This is a genomic window from Sphingomonas montana, assembly GCF_001956315.1.
Classification (GTDB): Bacteria; Pseudomonadota; Alphaproteobacteria; order Sphingomonadales; family Sphingomonadaceae; genus Sphingomonas_R; species Sphingomonas_R montana.
Genome location: NZ_MOLY01000042.1, coordinates 196,046 through 211,038 on the forward strand (window position 1 = coordinate 196,046; position 14,993 = coordinate 211,038).

18 protein-coding genes and 1 pseudogene are annotated in these 14,993 nt (G+C 68.5%); 12 read left to right on the forward strand and 7 right to left on the reverse strand.

Annotated elements, in window-relative coordinates:
- Nucleotides 1-36 precede the first annotated feature (36 nt).
- The 6 genes from BKY59_RS13150 to BKY59_RS13170 all read left to right on the forward strand — a co-directional run bounded on the left by BKY59_RS13150 (nucleotide 37) and on the right by BKY59_RS13170 (nucleotide 3,867).
- The gene (locus BKY59_RS13150; protein ID WP_076072223.1) at nucleotides 37-984 is read left to right on the forward strand and encodes a heme o synthase; all 948 of its coding nucleotides are present in this window, start codon (nucleotides 37-39) and stop codon (nucleotides 982-984) included.
- Nucleotides 981-1,115 carry a hypothetical protein gene (locus BKY59_RS18250; protein WP_276205517.1) on the forward strand — a complete coding sequence of 45 codons (135 nt, stop codon included), beginning with the start codon at nucleotides 981-983 and terminating at the stop codon, nucleotides 1,113-1,115. The genes BKY59_RS13150 and BKY59_RS18250 overlap by 4 nt, the downstream gene beginning before the upstream one ends.
- Nucleotides 1,112-1,681, forward strand: coding sequence for a cytochrome c oxidase assembly protein (locus BKY59_RS13155; protein WP_076072226.1), 570 nt, complete (start codon nucleotides 1,112-1,114; stop codon nucleotides 1,679-1,681). The genes BKY59_RS18250 and BKY59_RS13155 overlap by 4 nt, the downstream gene beginning before the upstream one ends.
- 39 nt (nucleotides 1,682-1,720) lie before the next feature.
- Entirely contained in the window at nucleotides 1,721-2,542 is an 822-nt protein-coding gene (locus BKY59_RS13160; protein WP_076072229.1) for a cytochrome c oxidase subunit 3, read from the forward strand.
- 318 nt (nucleotides 2,543-2,860) lie between these two features.
- The gene (locus BKY59_RS13165; RefSeq protein WP_076072231.1) at nucleotides 2,861-3,256 is read left to right on the forward strand and encodes a DUF983 domain-containing protein; all 396 of its coding nucleotides are present in this window, start codon (nucleotides 2,861-2,863) and stop codon (nucleotides 3,254-3,256) included.
- On the forward strand, nucleotides 3,253-3,867 hold the full coding sequence (locus BKY59_RS13170) for an SURF1 family cytochrome oxidase biogenesis protein (RefSeq protein ID WP_240500099.1): 615 nt from the start codon (nucleotides 3,253-3,255) through the stop codon (nucleotides 3,865-3,867). Before BKY59_RS13165 ends, BKY59_RS13170 begins: the two co-directional genes overlap by 4 nt.
- A 285-nt stretch (nucleotides 3,868-4,152) precedes the next feature.
- Here BKY59_RS13170 and BKY59_RS13175 read toward each other — a convergent pair whose 3' ends face one another.
- A complete protein-coding gene (locus tag BKY59_RS13175; RefSeq protein WP_076072234.1) occupies nucleotides 4,153-4,905 on the reverse strand; it encodes a ZIP family metal transporter in 753 nt (250 codons plus the stop codon).
- A 316-nt stretch (nucleotides 4,906-5,221) separates the two neighbouring features.
- Here BKY59_RS13175 and thrC point away from each other — a divergent pair, with 316 nt between their 5' ends.
- The 3 genes from thrC to BKY59_RS13190 are packed head-to-tail and all read left to right on the forward strand — an operon-like array spanning nucleotide 5,222 to nucleotide 8,777.
- Complete coding sequence (gene thrC, locus BKY59_RS13180; RefSeq protein ID WP_076072237.1) at nucleotides 5,222-6,622, forward strand: threonine synthase; 1,401 nt, start codon at nucleotides 5,222-5,224, stop codon at nucleotides 6,620-6,622.
- Nucleotides 6,619-7,866, forward strand: a complete 1,248-nt coding sequence (locus BKY59_RS13185) for a M16 family metallopeptidase (protein ID WP_076072240.1) — start codon at nucleotides 6,619-6,621, stop codon at nucleotides 7,864-7,866. The genes thrC and BKY59_RS13185 overlap by 4 nt, the downstream gene beginning before the upstream one ends.
- Nucleotides 7,863-8,777: a class I SAM-dependent methyltransferase gene (locus BKY59_RS13190; RefSeq protein ID WP_076072243.1), complete on the forward strand. Its 915-nt coding sequence runs from the start codon at nucleotides 7,863-7,865 to the stop codon at nucleotides 8,775-8,777. The genes BKY59_RS13185 and BKY59_RS13190 overlap by 4 nt, the downstream gene beginning before the upstream one ends.
- Before the next feature lie 149 nt (nucleotides 8,778-8,926).
- Here BKY59_RS13190 and BKY59_RS13195 read toward each other — a convergent pair whose 3' ends face one another.
- From BKY59_RS13195 to BKY59_RS13205, 3 genes and pseudogenes are all read right to left on the reverse strand, one after another.
- A complete protein-coding gene (locus BKY59_RS13195) occupies nucleotides 8,927-9,577 on the reverse strand; it encodes a heme exporter protein CcmB (protein WP_083672148.1) in 651 nt (216 codons plus the stop codon).
- A gap of 165 nt (nucleotides 9,578-9,742) precedes the next feature.
- Nucleotides 9,743-10,297 (reverse strand): annotated as a pseudogene (gene ccmA, locus BKY59_RS18135) (heme ABC exporter ATP-binding protein CcmA); the annotation flags it as partial.
- Nucleotides 10,294-10,698 carry a metallopeptidase family protein gene (locus BKY59_RS13205; protein WP_076072245.1) on the reverse strand — a complete coding sequence of 135 codons (405 nt, stop codon included), beginning with the start codon at nucleotides 10,696-10,698 and terminating at the stop codon, nucleotides 10,294-10,296. The gene BKY59_RS13205 and the pseudogene ccmA, both read right to left, overlap by 4 nt.
- A 54-nt stretch (nucleotides 10,699-10,752) precedes the next feature.
- Here BKY59_RS13205 and BKY59_RS13210 point away from each other — a divergent pair, with 54 nt between their 5' ends.
- From BKY59_RS13210 to BKY59_RS13220, 3 genes are read left to right on the forward strand one after another with little or no spacing between them, the layout of a single operon-like run.
- Nucleotides 10,753-11,043, forward strand: a complete 291-nt coding sequence (locus BKY59_RS13210; RefSeq protein WP_076072249.1) for a 4a-hydroxytetrahydrobiopterin dehydratase — start codon at nucleotides 10,753-10,755, stop codon at nucleotides 11,041-11,043.
- A 24-nt stretch (nucleotides 11,044-11,067) separates the two neighbouring features.
- On the forward strand, nucleotides 11,068-11,826 hold the full coding sequence (locus BKY59_RS13215) for an ATP-binding cassette domain-containing protein (RefSeq protein WP_129586390.1): 759 nt from the start codon (nucleotides 11,068-11,070) through the stop codon (nucleotides 11,824-11,826).
- Nucleotides 11,823-13,364, forward strand: coding sequence for an ABC transporter permease/substrate-binding protein (locus tag BKY59_RS13220; protein ID WP_076072254.1), 1,542 nt, complete (start codon nucleotides 11,823-11,825; stop codon nucleotides 13,362-13,364). Before BKY59_RS13215 ends, BKY59_RS13220 begins: the two co-directional genes overlap by 4 nt.
- On the opposite strand, the gene BKY59_RS13225 is transcribed toward BKY59_RS13220, so the two are convergent.
- The 3 genes from BKY59_RS13225 to BKY59_RS13230 all read right to left on the reverse strand — a co-directional run bounded on the left by BKY59_RS13225 (nucleotide 13,322) and on the right by BKY59_RS13230 (nucleotide 14,991).
- Entirely contained in the window at nucleotides 13,322-13,513 is a 192-nt protein-coding gene (locus tag BKY59_RS13225) for a PspC domain-containing protein (RefSeq protein WP_076072257.1), read from the reverse strand. The two genes, BKY59_RS13220 and BKY59_RS13225, sit on opposite strands and share 43 nt — an antisense overlap.
- A 151-nt stretch (nucleotides 13,514-13,664) precedes the next feature.
- Nucleotides 13,665-13,802, reverse strand: a complete 138-nt coding sequence (locus BKY59_RS17795) for a hypothetical protein (protein WP_165374855.1) — start codon at nucleotides 13,800-13,802, stop codon at nucleotides 13,665-13,667.
- Between the two features lie 397 nt (nucleotides 13,803-14,199).
- On the reverse strand, nucleotides 14,200-14,991 hold the full coding sequence (locus tag BKY59_RS13230) for an SDR family NAD(P)-dependent oxidoreductase (protein ID WP_076072259.1): 792 nt from the start codon (nucleotides 14,989-14,991) through the stop codon (nucleotides 14,200-14,202).
- Nucleotides 14,992-14,993: the final 2 nt, after the last annotated feature.

The window sequence follows — 14,993 nt, forward strand, 5'->3', positions numbered from 1 at the left end:
CCCGATTATGGGGCGGCGCCGATATGATCGAGTGACATGGCATCCAGCGCCTATCCTGACCTGACCAGAGCCGATGCGCCCGCGGACGCCGCGCATGCCGCCGTCGCGATGCCGGCGGAATGGCGTGATTTCGTCGCGCTGTGCAAACCGCGCGTGCTGACGCTGGTCGTGTTCACGGGTCTGTGCGGGATGCTGGCCGCACCCGGATCGATCAATCCGGTGCTGGGCTTTACCGCGATCCTGTGCATTGCGCTGGGCGCGGGTGCCGCCGGCACGCTGAACCAGTGGTATGAGGCGGATCTCGATGCGCTGATGAAGCGGACGCGCAACCGCCCATTGCCCGCCGGGCGGATGGAGCGGCAGTCGGCGCTGCATTTCGGGGTCGGGCTCGCCTGTTTTTCCGTCCTGCTTATGGGGCTGGCGGTGAACCTGCTGGCGGCGGTCATATTGACCGTGTCGATCCTTTTCTACGTTCTGATCTACACCGTATGGCTGAAGCGCCGGACGCCGCAGAACATCGTGATCGGCGGCGCGGCGGGCGCGTTCCCCGCGCTGATCGGCTGGGCTGCAGCGACGGGGCAGGTCGATCTGTTACCGGTGCTGCTGTTCGCGTTGGTGTTCCTGTGGACGCCACCGCATTTCTGGGCGCTGTCGCTCTATATCAAGACGGATTACGGGGCGGCGGGCGTGCCGATGCTGCCGGTGGTCGCCGGACTGACCGTCACGCGGACCCATGTGCTGCTCTACACCGTGCCGATGGCGATCACGGCAGTGGCGCCCTGGCCGCTCGGGTTGACCGGTGCGGTCTACGGCATCGTCGCCAGCCTATTTACCGCACTATTCCTGGTGCTGGCCGTACGGGTGGGCACCAGCCGCGAGACCGATCAGGCGGCGATGAAGCCGGAACGGCAACTGTTCGGCTTTTCGATCCTGTATTTGTTCGTGCTCTTCGGCGCGCTGGTCGTCGATCGGTTCGTGGCATGATGCCGGACCTGACGCCGGCTCAAGAAGCCGAACTGCGCCGTCGGCAGAAGAGCCGGTCGATCGCGATGGGGCTGTGCCTGGGCGCGGTGGCGGTGCTGTTCTTCGCAATCAGCATGGCGAAGATGCTGTGAGCACGGCGGCGACCGTCACGCTGGCGGGGCGAAACCGGCGGGTCCGCAACCTCATGCTGCTGCTCGTCGCGGCGATGGTCGGTCTCGGTTTCGCCAGCGTTCCACTGTACCGGATATTTTGCGAATATACCGGGTTCGACGGCACGACGCAGCGCGCGACGCTGGCGGACGCACCGGGCGCCGTGGTCGGCAAGGTCATTTCGGTCCGGTTCGATGCCAATGTCAGTTCGCGGCTGCCCTGGACATTCACGCCGGAACAGCAGACCGCCCGCGTGGCGATCGGCGCGCGTCAGCTGGCGTTCTTCAACGCCACGAACGCCGCGGATCACCCGATCACCGGCAGCGCGTCGTTCAACGTCACGCCGTCGCAGGTCGGCAAATATTTCACCAAGATCCAGTGTTTTTGCTTCACCAACCAGACGCTGGAGGCGGGGGCGACGATGCGGATGCCTGTGACCTATTATGTCGACCCCAAGATCCTTGACGATCCGGATGCCCGCGATGTGAGCGAGATCACGCTCAGCTATACATTCTATCCGGTGGATTCGGCCGACACGGCGGGCTAAGCCGGGGTCAAGCAACGACAAGACAGGGGAAGACCGCAGATGGCCGGTGCCAAGAACCATGATTATCATATCCTCCCGCCGAGCATCTGGCCGTTCTTCGGGTCGATGTCGTCGCTGGTCATGGCGTCGGGCGGCATCATGTGGATGCACAGCGTCGCGCACGGCGGACTGGTGTTCTTCCTGGGCCTGATCGGCATTCTCTACACCTTCTACAGCTGGTGGTCGGACGTGATCCGCGAGGCCAATGCCGGCGACCATACCCCGGTCGTGTCGCTGCACCTTCGATACGGGATGATCCTGTTCATCGCATCCGAAGTGATGTTCTTCGTCGGCTGGTTCTGGGCGTGGTTCGATTTCTCGCTGTTTCCTTCGACGGTCGATGCGGTCGGGGGCGTGTGGCCGCCAACGGGCATCGAGGTGATCGATCCGTTCCACCTGCCGCTGCTGAACACGCTGATCCTGCTGTGTTCGGGCACCACGGTGACCTGGGCGCATCATGCGCTGCTGCAGGGCGACCGCGAGGGACTGAAGACCGGACTGTGGTGCACGATCGCGCTGGGCGCGCTGTTCTCGACGATCCAGGCCTATGAGTACATGCACGCGCCGTTCGCGTTCAAGGGCCTGAACTACGGTGCGGCCTTCTTCATGGCGACCGGCTTCCACGGTTTCCACGTGCTGGTCGGCACCATCTTCCTGGCCGTCTGCCTGTTCCGGACGTACAAGGGCGACTTCACGCCGAAGCAGCATTTCGGGTTCGAAGCAGCGGCCTGGTACTGGCATTTCGTCGACGTCGTGTGGCTGTTCCTGTTCATTTCGATCTATGTCTGGGGCGGTTGGGGTGCGACGATCCATGCGGGCTGAGGCAACGTAGGTTCCGTCCGCGAAATTTCCGTCCGGCCTACACCGTGCCGGACATAGTTCGGCGGCACGACATAAGCGACCGCCGGTCGCTCGTGAGGGGCCCCGCCAACTGGCGGGGCCTTTTTCGTATCTCGCTTCCTTGGAACAGGAGCGGCCGGGAAACGGAGTATCGCTGCCGTCCGGCAGAGGCGTTGCATCGTTTCGGCAGAAAGCTGGCAAACGCCGAACTGGACGGCCCGGTTCTCCGGCGATGCATATCCCGGCTGGAATGACGGTTAGACCGCTACGCGCGGGCGGGTTCATGCTATTCCCTGCCCCATGACCGAGCCCGTCCATATCTCGCCCGAATATATCGCAGCCGGCCTGAAGGGGCTTTGCCCGCGATGCGGGGCGCGGACCTTGTTCGCGGGGGTTGCGCGGTTTGCGCCCGTCTGCCCCAACTGTGGCCTGGAGTTCGCGAAGTTCCATGTCGACGACGGGCCGGCGGCGTTCCTGACGCTGGGCATCGGCACGCTCGTCACGATCGCGGCGATCACGCTGGAACTGACGGTATCGCCGCCCTTCTGGGTGCACTTCGCGATCTGGACGCCGGTGACGCTGCTGTCGGTGGTGGCGTCGCTGCGCGTCGCCAAGGGCATGCTGATCCTGGCGGAATATCGTAACGACGCGCGTGAGGGGCGGATACGCGACGAGCCTCCGGAGGCGCGGCCGTGACGGCAGCGGCGGACCCGGTCGCGCCGCCGGACAAGCCCGCGCGACGCATCCCGATCGTGGCGACGCTGGTCGTGCTGGCGGCGGTGGTCGGGATGGTGATGCTGGGCCTGTGGCAGGTGCGGCGGATGGACGAGAAGGCGGCGCTGCTGGCGCACTATGCCGCGGCCCCGGGGCAGCCGTCGGTCGCGTGGCCGGTGGTTCCGTTGCGCGACGGGGCGCTGCTGTACCGGCGGAGCGGCGGGATGTGCGTCGAGCCGACGACGTGGAGCGCGCGGGCCGGGCGTAACCTGGCGGGCGAGAGCGGGTGGCGGCACATCGTGCTGTGCCGGACCGGCGCGGAGGGGCCGGGCATGGCGGTGGACATGGGCTGGTCCCGCGATCCGAAGAACCCGGTCGGCTGGACCGGCGGGCGGGTGACCGGCACGATCGATGCGGACCGCGACCATGTGCTGCTGCTGGTATCGGACGCGGCCGCGCCGGGGCTGGTGCCGAGCCTGCGACCGAGCCCGGCGGATATTCCGAACAACCATTTCGCCTACGCGGTACAATGGTTCGCGTTCGCGGCGATCGCGCTGGTCATCTACGCGATCGCGCTCAGGCGGCGGGGGTGAAGCTGACGGCTTGAGGTCGAGCCGTTTCAAGATCCATCCATGCAGAACGCATTCGAAGCCGGCTTCTCGACACTGCGAGATGGGTGGTTCCGCTTGAAATCGGCGCCACTTCAAGAATGGCGTGCTTGGGGGCGAAAGCGATCACCTTTGCCAGTCGTCATTCCGGACTTGATCCGGGATTGAATGTATCGAGCACGGCGTCAGTGGCTCTGGATTCCTGATCAAGTCCGGGATGGCGGGGTGCTGGCGGGACGCCGTCGTGATCGAACATATGGGAAAACCGTATCAGCCGCCCGATTTTGTCAGGACGAAGGCGATCAGGAAGCCGACGACGGCGATGAGGCCGGTATAGTCGTGAGTCGCCTCGGTCGCTTCCGGAATCATGGTGTCGACCAGCATGGCAAGGATCGCGCCGGCCGCCACCGCGGTGACCGCGGCGATGACGTCCGGCTCCGCCCCCGCCAGTGCGACGTTGCCGACCATCGCCGCGAGGCCGGACGCCAGCGCGATGCCGATCCACACGCCGAAGACGTAGGCGGCGCTGCGACCGGCCTTCTTCATGCCCGCCGCGCTCGACAGGCCTTCCGGCACGTTGGAGAGGAAGACGGCCGCGACCGTGACGACGCTGACGCCGCCGCCGGCGATCAGCCCGACGCCGATGACAACCGATTCGGGGATGCCGTCGAGCAGCGCGCCGACCGCGATGGCGAGGCCGCCGCCAGTGTCGGCAGCTTGCTGGCTTTCGTCGCCGTTCGACCCCGAACGCTTGCGGTGGCGGGCGCCGCGGCGGGATATCGCGATGTTGGCGACGGTATAGACCAGCGCGCCACCGAGAAAACCGGCGGCGGTCGAGTCGAACCCGCCCTGGCGGAACGCCTCGTCCATCAGGTCGAACGCGACGGCGGAGATGAGGACGCCCGCGCCGACCGCCATCACACCGGCGATCAGGCGTTGCGGCAGCGTCGCAAACCACGCGATGACGGCCCCGAGCACGAGGGCCGATCCCCCCACGAGGCCCCAGAAACCGGCTTCCCACATGAATATGTTTCCCCCCGTCGCGACTGGCGCCGGCATGGGACGCGTGTCGCGACCTAGCGGTTCGCGATGGCTGTGTCCCGGCTACACGCAATATCGCTGGAGGACGATGACCTTGCCTTTATCCACTCTGGATCCGTATCTGATCGAGCCGGAAACCATCCGGCTCTCGACTTCGACGGGGCAAGTTTTGGGGTGGTCGGGGGATACGCCGCGCAGGCCGAGCCGAGGGTCGGGATTGATCGCGGCCCATTGCGTGTCCGGTCCGAAGGGTCGCGACGGTTGCTCCCTGCCACGCGCGGGGCTAAGCGGCGGGGTCATGCAGTATGTCAGTACGCGCGGGACCGCGCCCATCCTTGGCTTCGAGGCCGTGACCCTGGCGGGGCTTGCCGCCGATGGCGGGTTATACGTGCCGGAGACGTGGCCGACATTCGATCACGATGCGATCGCGGCGCTGCGCGGCAAATCCTATGCCGAGACCGCGGCGATCGTGATGGCGCCGTTCGTCGGCGACACATTGTCGCGCGAGGACCTGCACGCGCTGTGCGTCGCGGCGTACGGGCGGTTCGAACATGATGCGGTGACGCCGCTGGTCCAGCTCGACGCGCAGCATTGGCTACTTGAACTGTTCCACGGGCCGACGCTGGCGTTCAAGGACGTGGCGTTGCAACTGCTGGGGTTGCTGTTCGAACGGTTCCTGTCGGGGCGGGACAGCCACCTGACGGTTATCGGGGCGACGTCGGGCGACACCGGATCGGCCGCGATCGATGCGCTGGCGGGGCGGGCGAAGGTCGACATCTTCATGCTGCACCCGGAAGGGCGCGTGTCGGAGGTGCAGCGCCGGCAGATGACGACGGTGCTGGCGCCCAACGTCCACAACATCGCGATCGATGGCAGTTTCGACGATGCGCAGGCGCTGGTTAAGGCGATGTTCGCCGACCGGCCGTTCGCGGAGCGGTTCGAACTGTCGGCGGTCAACTCGATCAACTGGGCGCGGCTGATGGCGCAGATCGTCTATTATTTCTACGCCGCGGTGCGGCTGGGCGGGCCGGAGCGGCCGGTGGCGTTTTCGGTGCCGACGGGGAATTTCGGCGATGTGTTCGCGGGATATTGCGCCGCGCGGATGGGCTTGCCGATCGCCAAGCTGATCGTCGCCACCAACGTCAACGACATCCTGCACCGGGCGCTGTCCGCCGGCGACTATTCGGCCGGCACGGTGACCGCGACGGCGGCCCCGTCGATGGACATCCAGGTGAGTTCCAATTTCGAGCGGCTGCTGTTCGACCTGCACGGGCGGGACGCGGGGGCGCTGTGCGCCGCGATGGGCGGGTTCGACCGCGACCGCCGCATGACGCTGACCCCCGCGATGCAGGCCGAGGCCGGCAATATCTTCGTCAGCGCGCGCGTCGATGCAGCAGCGATGATGGGCGCGATGCAGACCGCGGCGACGCGGATGGGGCAGGTGATCGACCCGCATACCGCGATCGGGCTGGCCGCCGCGCGCGCGATCGGCCTGCCCGCCGACGTGCCGGTCGTCACGCTGGCGACCGCGCACCCGGCAAAGTTCGGCGACGCGGTGGAGCAGGCGATCGGCCGGCGACCTGCGTTGCCTTCACGCATCGCGGGGTTGTTCGACCGGACGGAACGCTATGCGACGCTGCCTGCCACGCTGGAGGCGATCGAGGGACATATCGCCGCGCATGCGCGGCCGCGCGCATGACGACGGCGCGGGTGCACCGGCTGGCCAACGGCCTGACCATCGCGGTGGAGCCGATGGACGGGGTCGAGACGCTGGCGGTGGGCGTCTATGCCGATGTCGGATCGCGGTCCGAGGCGGCGGGGCAGGGCGGGCTTGCCCATCTGGTCGAGCATATGGTGTTCAAGGGCGCGGGTGCGCGTGACGCGCGCGCGATCGCCGAGGATATCGAGGATGTCGGCGGGAGCCTGAACGCGTGGACCGCGCGCGACCACACCGTCTATCACGCGCGGCTGCTGGCTGGTGACCTCGCGCTGGGCGTCGACATGATTGCCGACCTGGTGCGCGCGCCGAAGTTCGACCCGGACGAGCTGGAGCGCGAGAAGAAGGTCGTGCTGTCCGAACTGGGCGAGGCGAACGATACGCCCGACGACATCGTGTTCGATCACCTGCAATCAGCCTGCTATCCGGGGCAGGCGATCGGCGTGCCGGTGCTGGGCGACGAGCGCACGCTGGCGACGCTGACCGCGGGCGACCTGCGCCGCTGGACCGAGGTGCAGTACCGGCCGGGCAGCCTGGTGCTGGCGGCGGCGGGCAAGGTGGATGAGGACGCGTTGCTGGCGCTGGCCGAGGCGCGGTTCGGCGACATGCCAGCGGGGGTCGCGCCGACAGCGGTGGCGGCAGCGTTCGGCGGCGGCACGCATCACGACCGGCGGCGGTTCGATCAGATCCACGTCGCGGCGGCGTGGCCGGGCACGGGCCATCACGATGCGGACCTGCACGCGCTGTCGCTGTTCTCGTCCGCGGCGGGCGGGGGCATGTCTTCGCGGCTGTTCCAGCAGCTGCGCGAGGAACGCGGGCTGGCGTACAGCATCTACAGCTGGACGCAGGCCTATGCCGAGACGGGGCTGTTCGGGCTGTATTGCGCGGCGGAGCAGCCGCGGGCGGCAGAAGCGCTGGCGCTGGCGCGGGTCGTGCTGGCGCAGACCGCGGACGATCTGAGCGAGGCGGAACTGGCGCGGGCGCAGGCGCAGGCGAAGGCCGGCTGGCTGATGGGGCTGGAGTCGGTGGCCGCACGCTGCGACCGGCTGGCGCGCGACCTGCAGGTGCATGGCCGGATCGTACCCGTGCCGGAGACGGTCGCGGCGATCGACGCGGTGACGGTGGCCCAGGCGCGCGCGGCGGGTGCGAAGGCCATTGGCGGCGCGGAGGCGCTGGCGACGGTGGGCGGGACATTGTCCGCCGGTTCGGGGAAAGTGGCCGCATGAGCGACGTGACGATTTCTGCCCCGACCGCGCCGGCCCTGGCATCGCCCGCGCTGACGACGATCGTCGCGGAACCGTGGGACGATTATGCGCTGGTCGATTCCGGGCATGGCCGGAAGCTGGAGCGTTATGGCCGGTTCCGGTTCATTCGGCCCGAACCGCAGGCGATGTGGGCGCCCGCGACGACCGCGTGGGAGGCGGACGGCGATTTCATCGGTGCATCGGACGAGGATGGCGGGGGGCGTTGGCATCTGTCGCGCGATGTGCCGCGCGGGGGCTGGCACATCCGCTGGGACGACCTGCGCTTCACCGCGCAGAACACGCCATTCCGCCATCTTGGGTTCTTCCCGGACATGGCGCCGGTTTGGTCGTGGATGCGCGCGCGGGTGGGCGAGCGGTCCGAGGTGCTGAACCTGTTCGGTTATACAGGCATCGGATCGCTGGCGCTGGCGTCGAAGGGCGTGTCGGTGACGCATGTCGACGCGTCGAAGAAATCGGTCGAGGCGGGGAAGGCGAACGCGTTCCTGTCCGACCTGGGCGACCGGCCGATCCGCTGGATGGTGGACGACGCGGTGAAGTTCGCGGCGCGCGAGGTGCGGCGTGGCAAACGGTACGACGGCATCCTGCTCGACCCGCCGAAGTTCGGGCGCGGGCCGGACGGCGAGGTCTGGCGGCTGGAGGAACATCTGCCGGGACTGATCATGCATTGCCGCAATCTGCTCGATGCGGATTCGAAGTTCCTGGTGCTGACGGTGTACGCGATCCGGATGTCGGCGCTGGCGATCGCCGAGTTGTTGCGGCAGGCGACGGCGGATCTGGGCGGGCGCGTGGAGTGCGGCGAAATGGCGGTGCGCGAAGAGACGCGTGGGCTGTTGCTGCCGACCGCGATCTTCGCGCGGTGGGTGAAGGATTGAGGGTTTGAGCACGGCCTTCTGACCCCGCTCGCACCCCGTATAACCCCGTTTGGTTCGAGCCTGTCGAGAACTCTGCGCAGGGTTCTCGACAGGCTCGAACCAAACGGGGCTGGGTTTGGGGCTGGCGTGGCTGCGTTCGTTTAGGCTGGTCAGTTCTTCCCTGCCCGAAGCGCCGCGCCGCCGGCAAAGGGAGTGATTGCTATCAGCAGCAGGCTGGTAGCGGCGAGGAGTTTGAGCGCGCCGGTGCCAGTGTCGCCGAGTGCGCCCGCGCCGAAGATGAGCAGCGGGATCGCGAGCGGGAGCATGACAAGGCCGGCAAGCGCGCTGGCCCCACGCAGGCCTGCGGTGAGCGCGGCGGTCAGCAGACCGAGTGCGGCCAGACCGGGGGTGCCGAGCAGGAGACCGGCCTCGATCCGGGCGACGGTGGTCGCATCCAGTTTCAGCAGGGCGGCGGCGGGCAGGACCGCGATCATCAGCGGGGGCGCGAAGCCGAGCCAGTGGGCGAGCAGTTTCGACGCAACGGCAAGTTCTGCGCTGATCCCGCGGACCGCATATTGGTCGAGCACGCCTGCGGCGCGGTCGGGTTCGATCAGGCGATCGACCGGGAGCAGGGCCGCGAGCAGCGCCGCCATCCAGAGCGCGCCGCCACCGGTGCGGGCGAGCAGCGTGCCGTCCGGGCCGATGGCGAACGGGAAGAGCGTGGCAACGAGGAGGAAGAAGAGAATGGGGAGGAGGGCTGCACCGCTTGTGTAGTGTTGGGTGATGTCGCGGAGGAGGAGGGGGGTTTTGCTTCCCGCCAATCTGGCCTGCTTGCGCCGTTGAGGTGCGGCCTTGCGCTCTCTTCTCACCGGGGGGAGGGCTGGGGTGGGGGGTTCTTGGTGGAACGGTCGTGATGTTGCGTCCGGTGACGCCCCCCACCCAACCCTCTCCCCGGAGGGGAGAGGGCTTTGCAGCACGAGTTGTTGCGCGTCTTGGAGGCCGAGCGGTTGGTGAGAGGCGGCTATGATGATGCCGCCGTTTGCGCGGTGGTGCGCCATTGCTTCGGCCAGGGCGGTCAGGCCGTTCGTGTCGAGACCGTTCGCGGGTTCGTCCAGCAACCACGTGCCGGCCCCGCTGGCCAGCGTGCGGGCGAGGACGGCGCGCCTGCGTTGGCCGGTGGAGAGCATGCGGACGGGGACGGCGGCGAGGTGGGGGATCGCCATGGCGGCCATGGCGGGGGCGACTTGGGTTGGGGTGCCGTCGAGCCGTGCCCAGAAGCCGAGCGCACGTGACAGCGGCAGGCGCGGGTCGAGTGCGTCGCCGTCGGTGGTGGCGAGTGCAAGGCCGCCTGTGTGGGTGACGGTGCCGGAGAGTGGGGTCAGCAGACCGGCGATGATGCTCAGCAGCGTCGACTTGCCTGCGCCGTTCGGGCCGGTGACGAGCAGCGCCTCGCCGGGGGCGAGGATGATGTCGATCTGCTCGAACAGGAGCCGGTCGCCGCGCCAGGCGGCGATGCCGTCGAGCCGCAGGGAGGGCGTCATCCGGCGGCGGCTTCTAGCGCGTGCATGTCGGCGTCGGACAGGCCGAAATGATGGCCGACCTCATGCACCAGCACATGGGTGACGAGGGCTTCCAAGGTGACGCCGGTTTCGCACCATTCGTCGAGCAGCGGGCGGCGGAAGAGGTGGATCATGTCGGGCATGGCTGCTGTGTCGGTGACCGACTTCTCGCCGACGGGGCGGCCGGTGTAGAGGCCGGTCAGGTCGAACGGATCTTCGATCTCGAGCGCGTCGAGGACCTCTTCGTCCGCGAACTCCTCGACGCGGAGCGCGATGTCGCCGAGGTGCGCTCGGAACTGTTCGGGCAGGGCGGCCAGTGCGCGGCGGGCGATCGCTTCGATATCGTCGGCGGTGGGGGCGAGGCCGGTGATTGCTTTATCCATGGCCGCGACCCTATCGTCGCGGTGACGACGATACCAGCCGGGAGCCCTGCGCGCATGATCGAACCCTTGTCCGAAGCCGAGCGGATCGACGCGCTCGACGGCCTGCCCGACTGGGACCATGACGACGGGCGCGACGCGATCACGCGGCGCTTCGTGTTCGCGGATTTCAGCGAGGCGTTCGGGTTCATGACGCGTGTCGCGTTGCTCGCGGAGAAGGCGGATCATCATCCGGAATGGTCCAATGTCTGGAACCGTGTGGACGTGACGCTGACCACGCATGACGCGGGCGGCCTGTCGGTGCGCGATGTCGCGATGGCGCAGGCGATCGACGCAGTGTTGGGGTGATTTGCCGTTAGGCGGGGGGTGGATGTGACGACGACGGCGATCGCGTTCGACGGGGTGATCAAGCGTTATGGCGACGCGACCGTCGTCGATGCGGTGACGCTGGACATTACCGCGGGCAGTTTCGTGGCGCTGGTCGGGACGTCGGGGTCGGGGAAGTCGACGTTGCTGAAGATGGTGAACCGGTTGGTGGAGCCTGACGCCGGGGCGGTGCGCGTGGCAGGGGCGGCGGTCGCGGGCGGGGATGCGCCGGCGCTCAGGCGGTCGATCGGCTATGTGTTCCAGAATGTCGGGCTGTTTCCGCATCTGTCGGTGGCGGACAATATCGCGATCCGCGCGCGGTTGGGGGAGGGGGTGCCGGATGTCGGCGCGCTTCTGACGCAGGTCGGGTTGGAGCGAGACGTCGCCGGGCGGTCGCCGCGGGCGTTGTCGGGCGGGCAGCAGCAGCGCGTCGGGATCGCGCGGGCGCTGGCGGGGGATGCGAAGATCCTGCTTATGGACGAGCCGTTCGGCGCGCTCGATCCGGTGACGCGCGAGCGGATCGGGCAGACGGTGCGTGATTTGCACATCGCGCGCGGGCTGACGACGATCATGGTGACGCACGACATGGGCGAGGCGTTGCTGCTGGCGGACCGCGTGCTGATGATGGTCGCGGGGCGGATCGTGGCGGATGCGACGCCGGCCGAGATGCTGCGCGCCGAGGACGGGCCGGCGGCGGCGCTGGTGGCGGTGCCGCGCGGGCAGGCGGCGCGGATGCAGGCTTTGGCCGAGGGGGGCGCGGCGTGATCGCGGCATTCGGGCAGGTGCCGGGGCTGGCGGCGTCGCATATCCTGCTGGCCGCGGCGGCGCTGGTGCTGGCGCTGGTCGTCAGCCTGCCGCTCGGGGTATTCGCGGCGCGGCGGCCGGTGTTGCGGCAGGCGGCGCTGGGGTTCGCGTCGCTGGTGCAGACGGTGCCGGGGCTGGCGTTGCTGGCTTTGTTCTATCCGGTGCTGGTCGGGCTGTCGGCGCTGGTCGGGGGCGGGATCCCGGCGTTGGGATTCCTGCCGTCGCTGCTCGCGCTGACGCTGTATGCGCTGCTGCCAATCCTGCGCAACGTGATCGCGGGGCTGGGCGGGATCGACCCGGCGGTGATCGAGGCGGCGGACGGGATCGGCATGACGCCGGCGCAGCGGTTGCGGCTGGTGGAGGCGCCACTGGCCGCCCCGGTGGCGATGGCGGGAATCCGGACCGCGGCGGTGTGGACGATCGGTGCGGCGACGCTGTCAACGACGGTGGGCTATCCGTCGCTCGGCAATCTGATCTTTGCGGGCTTGCAGACCGAGACGACCGCCTTGGTGCTGGCGGGGTGCGTGGCGAGCGCGGCGCTCGCGCTGGCGGTGGACGGGTTGCTGGCGCTGGTCGAGCGCGGCGTGGCGACCGGGCGGCGCTGGCTGATGGCGGGGCCGGCCTTGCTGTTGCTGGCGGTGGTGGGCGGGGCGGCGGCCTATACCTGGTGGCCCGCCAAGCCCGCGATCGTGATCGGGGCGAAGAACTTTTCGGAGCAGTATATTCTGGCGCGGCTGATCGGCGAGCGGCTGGAGCAGGCCGGTTTCGACGTGCGGTACCGCGAGGGGCTGGGCTCTGCGGTGGCGTTGCGCGCGCTGGAGGGCGGCGATGTCGACGTCTATGTCGATTATGCCGGCACGATCTGGACCAATGCGATGCAGCGGAGCGACACGCCGGCGGCGCCCGCGATGGCGGCGGGGATCGACGGCTGGCTGCGGGCGCGGCCGGGGCAGGCGCGGGTGATCGGGCCGCTGGGCTTCGAGAATGCCTATGCGCTGGCCATGAAGCCGCGCGCTGGCATCTCGTCGATCGCGGACCTGGCGCGGGTGGCGCCGGGGTTGCGGCTGGCGGCGGACCTGGAGTTTCTCGATCGGCCGGAGTGGCGGACGATCCGTGACGCCTATGGGCTGCGGTTCGCGGATCAGCGCGCGTACAGCCCGACGTTCATGTACCGCGCGTTGTCGGGTGGGCAGGCGGATGTGATCTCGGCATTCTCGTCCGATGGGCGGATCGCGGCGGACGGGCTGGTGGTGCTGGCCGATCCGAAGCGGGCGGTGCCGTCCTATGACGCGCTGTTGCTGGTCGGTGGGGCGCGGGCGGGCGATGCGCGGGTGCGGGCGGCGTTGCAGCCGCTGGTCGGGCAGGTGCCGGTGGCGGCGATGCGGCAGGCGAACTACATGGTCGACCGCGATACCGACAAGGCGACGCCGGACGTGGCGGCGCGCTGGTTGTCGGGTCAGCTTGAGCGGACGGGGGCGCAGAAGCCGGCGATCAGGTAGGCGGCGACGCCCCAGCTGCCGGCCCAGGCGAGCGTGAGCAGCACCGCGGCGATCCGGACGAGGAGTGGGTCGAGGCCAGTGCTGTCGGCGATGCCGGCGCAGACGCCCATGATGCGGGCGCGGGACTTGTCCAGGGCGAAGGTCTTCATGGCGGCGGGTCCTTGTCGGTTCAGGCGATGCGGGTCGCGGCGGCGCCGGGGGCGGGTGCGACGGCGGCCAGGACGCAGGTGGTGGAGAGCAGCAGTGCTGCTGCGGCGGAGAGGGTGCGGATCATCTGGATCGTCCGGTCTGGCGTGCGGGTCAGGCGACGATGACGCTGTGGCGCGTTGGGGCGGCGGCGGTGCCGACGGGGCCGACCGCGGCGATGACGCAGGTGGCGGACAGTGCGGCTGCGATGGCGGCGGTGGCGATCTTGCGGGCGATGGTGGTGGCGGACATTGCTTGGGTTTCCCTGACTTTGGAGTGCGTCGCTGGCCGGGTGGCTGGCGATGTCAGGATGTTTGCAATGGGCGTGCCAGATTGGATTTTGGCGGGTTCAGTGGCATTTTTTGTCCACGGCAGACGAGAGGTTCGCAGGTGTTCGCGGAGAGTTGGTGTTCTGCGCTGACGGTTGGCGCAGAAGGCTGACATTGCCTTAGCTGTGGTGTCCGCGGAGCTGTTGCACCCCACCCCAACCCCTCCCCTGAAGGAGAGGGGCTTAAAAGTTATTGCGTCGCCCGTTTACGAAGGTTTCGTATCCCGGACCTGATCCGGGATCCAGGGACGCACGCGCAGCGCTTGAAAGTCTGGATCCCGGATCAAATCCGGGATGCGCGCAAGTGGGAGCAGGCCATGGTCAGATCGCGACCTGGCCGTAGTTCTGTTGGGTGAAGGGGTGGCTGCTGGCGAGGCCGCCATCGACGACGAGGGCGTGGCCGTTGACGTAGGAGGAGGCGTCGGACGCGAGGAAGAGCGCGGCTTGCGCGAGTTCGTCGGGTTCGCCGCCGCGGCGCAGGGGGTTCAGGCGGCCGATGCGGTCGGCCTTGCCGGCGGCGGTGGCCCAATCGTAGATCATCTGCGTCATGCCGGTCTGGATCAGGCCGGGGCAGATCGCGTTGACGCGAACCTTGCTGCCGACGAGCTGCTGCGCGGCGGTCTGGACCAGGTTGATGACGCCGGCCTTCGACGCGGAATAGGCGACGCCGCCGGCGCCCGACCGGAGCCCTGCGACCGATGCGGTGCAGAGAATGGAGCCGCCGCCGCGTTTCGCGATGGCTGGGGCGGCATGCTGGATGGCGAGGAACGGGCCGATCAGGTTGATGCGCAGGATCTCGGCAAAGTCCTCCGCGCTCTGGTCGAACAGCCCGGCGAGGCCGCCCGAGATGCCCGCGTTGGCGAACATGATGTCGAGCCCGCCGAAGCGCTCTTCCGCCGCCTGGACGAGAGCGGCGACATCGTCTGCGCGGCCGGCGTCGCCGACGATGGCGTATGCGGCGTCGCCGATGGCGCGGGCGGTGTCGTGGATCGCATCCGAGACGTCGGAGACGATGACGCGTGCGCCTTCGGCTGCGAACAGGTGGGCGGTGGCGCGGCCGATGCCGCTGGCCCCGCCGGTGACGATCGCGACCTTGCCGTCGAGGCGCCCCATTT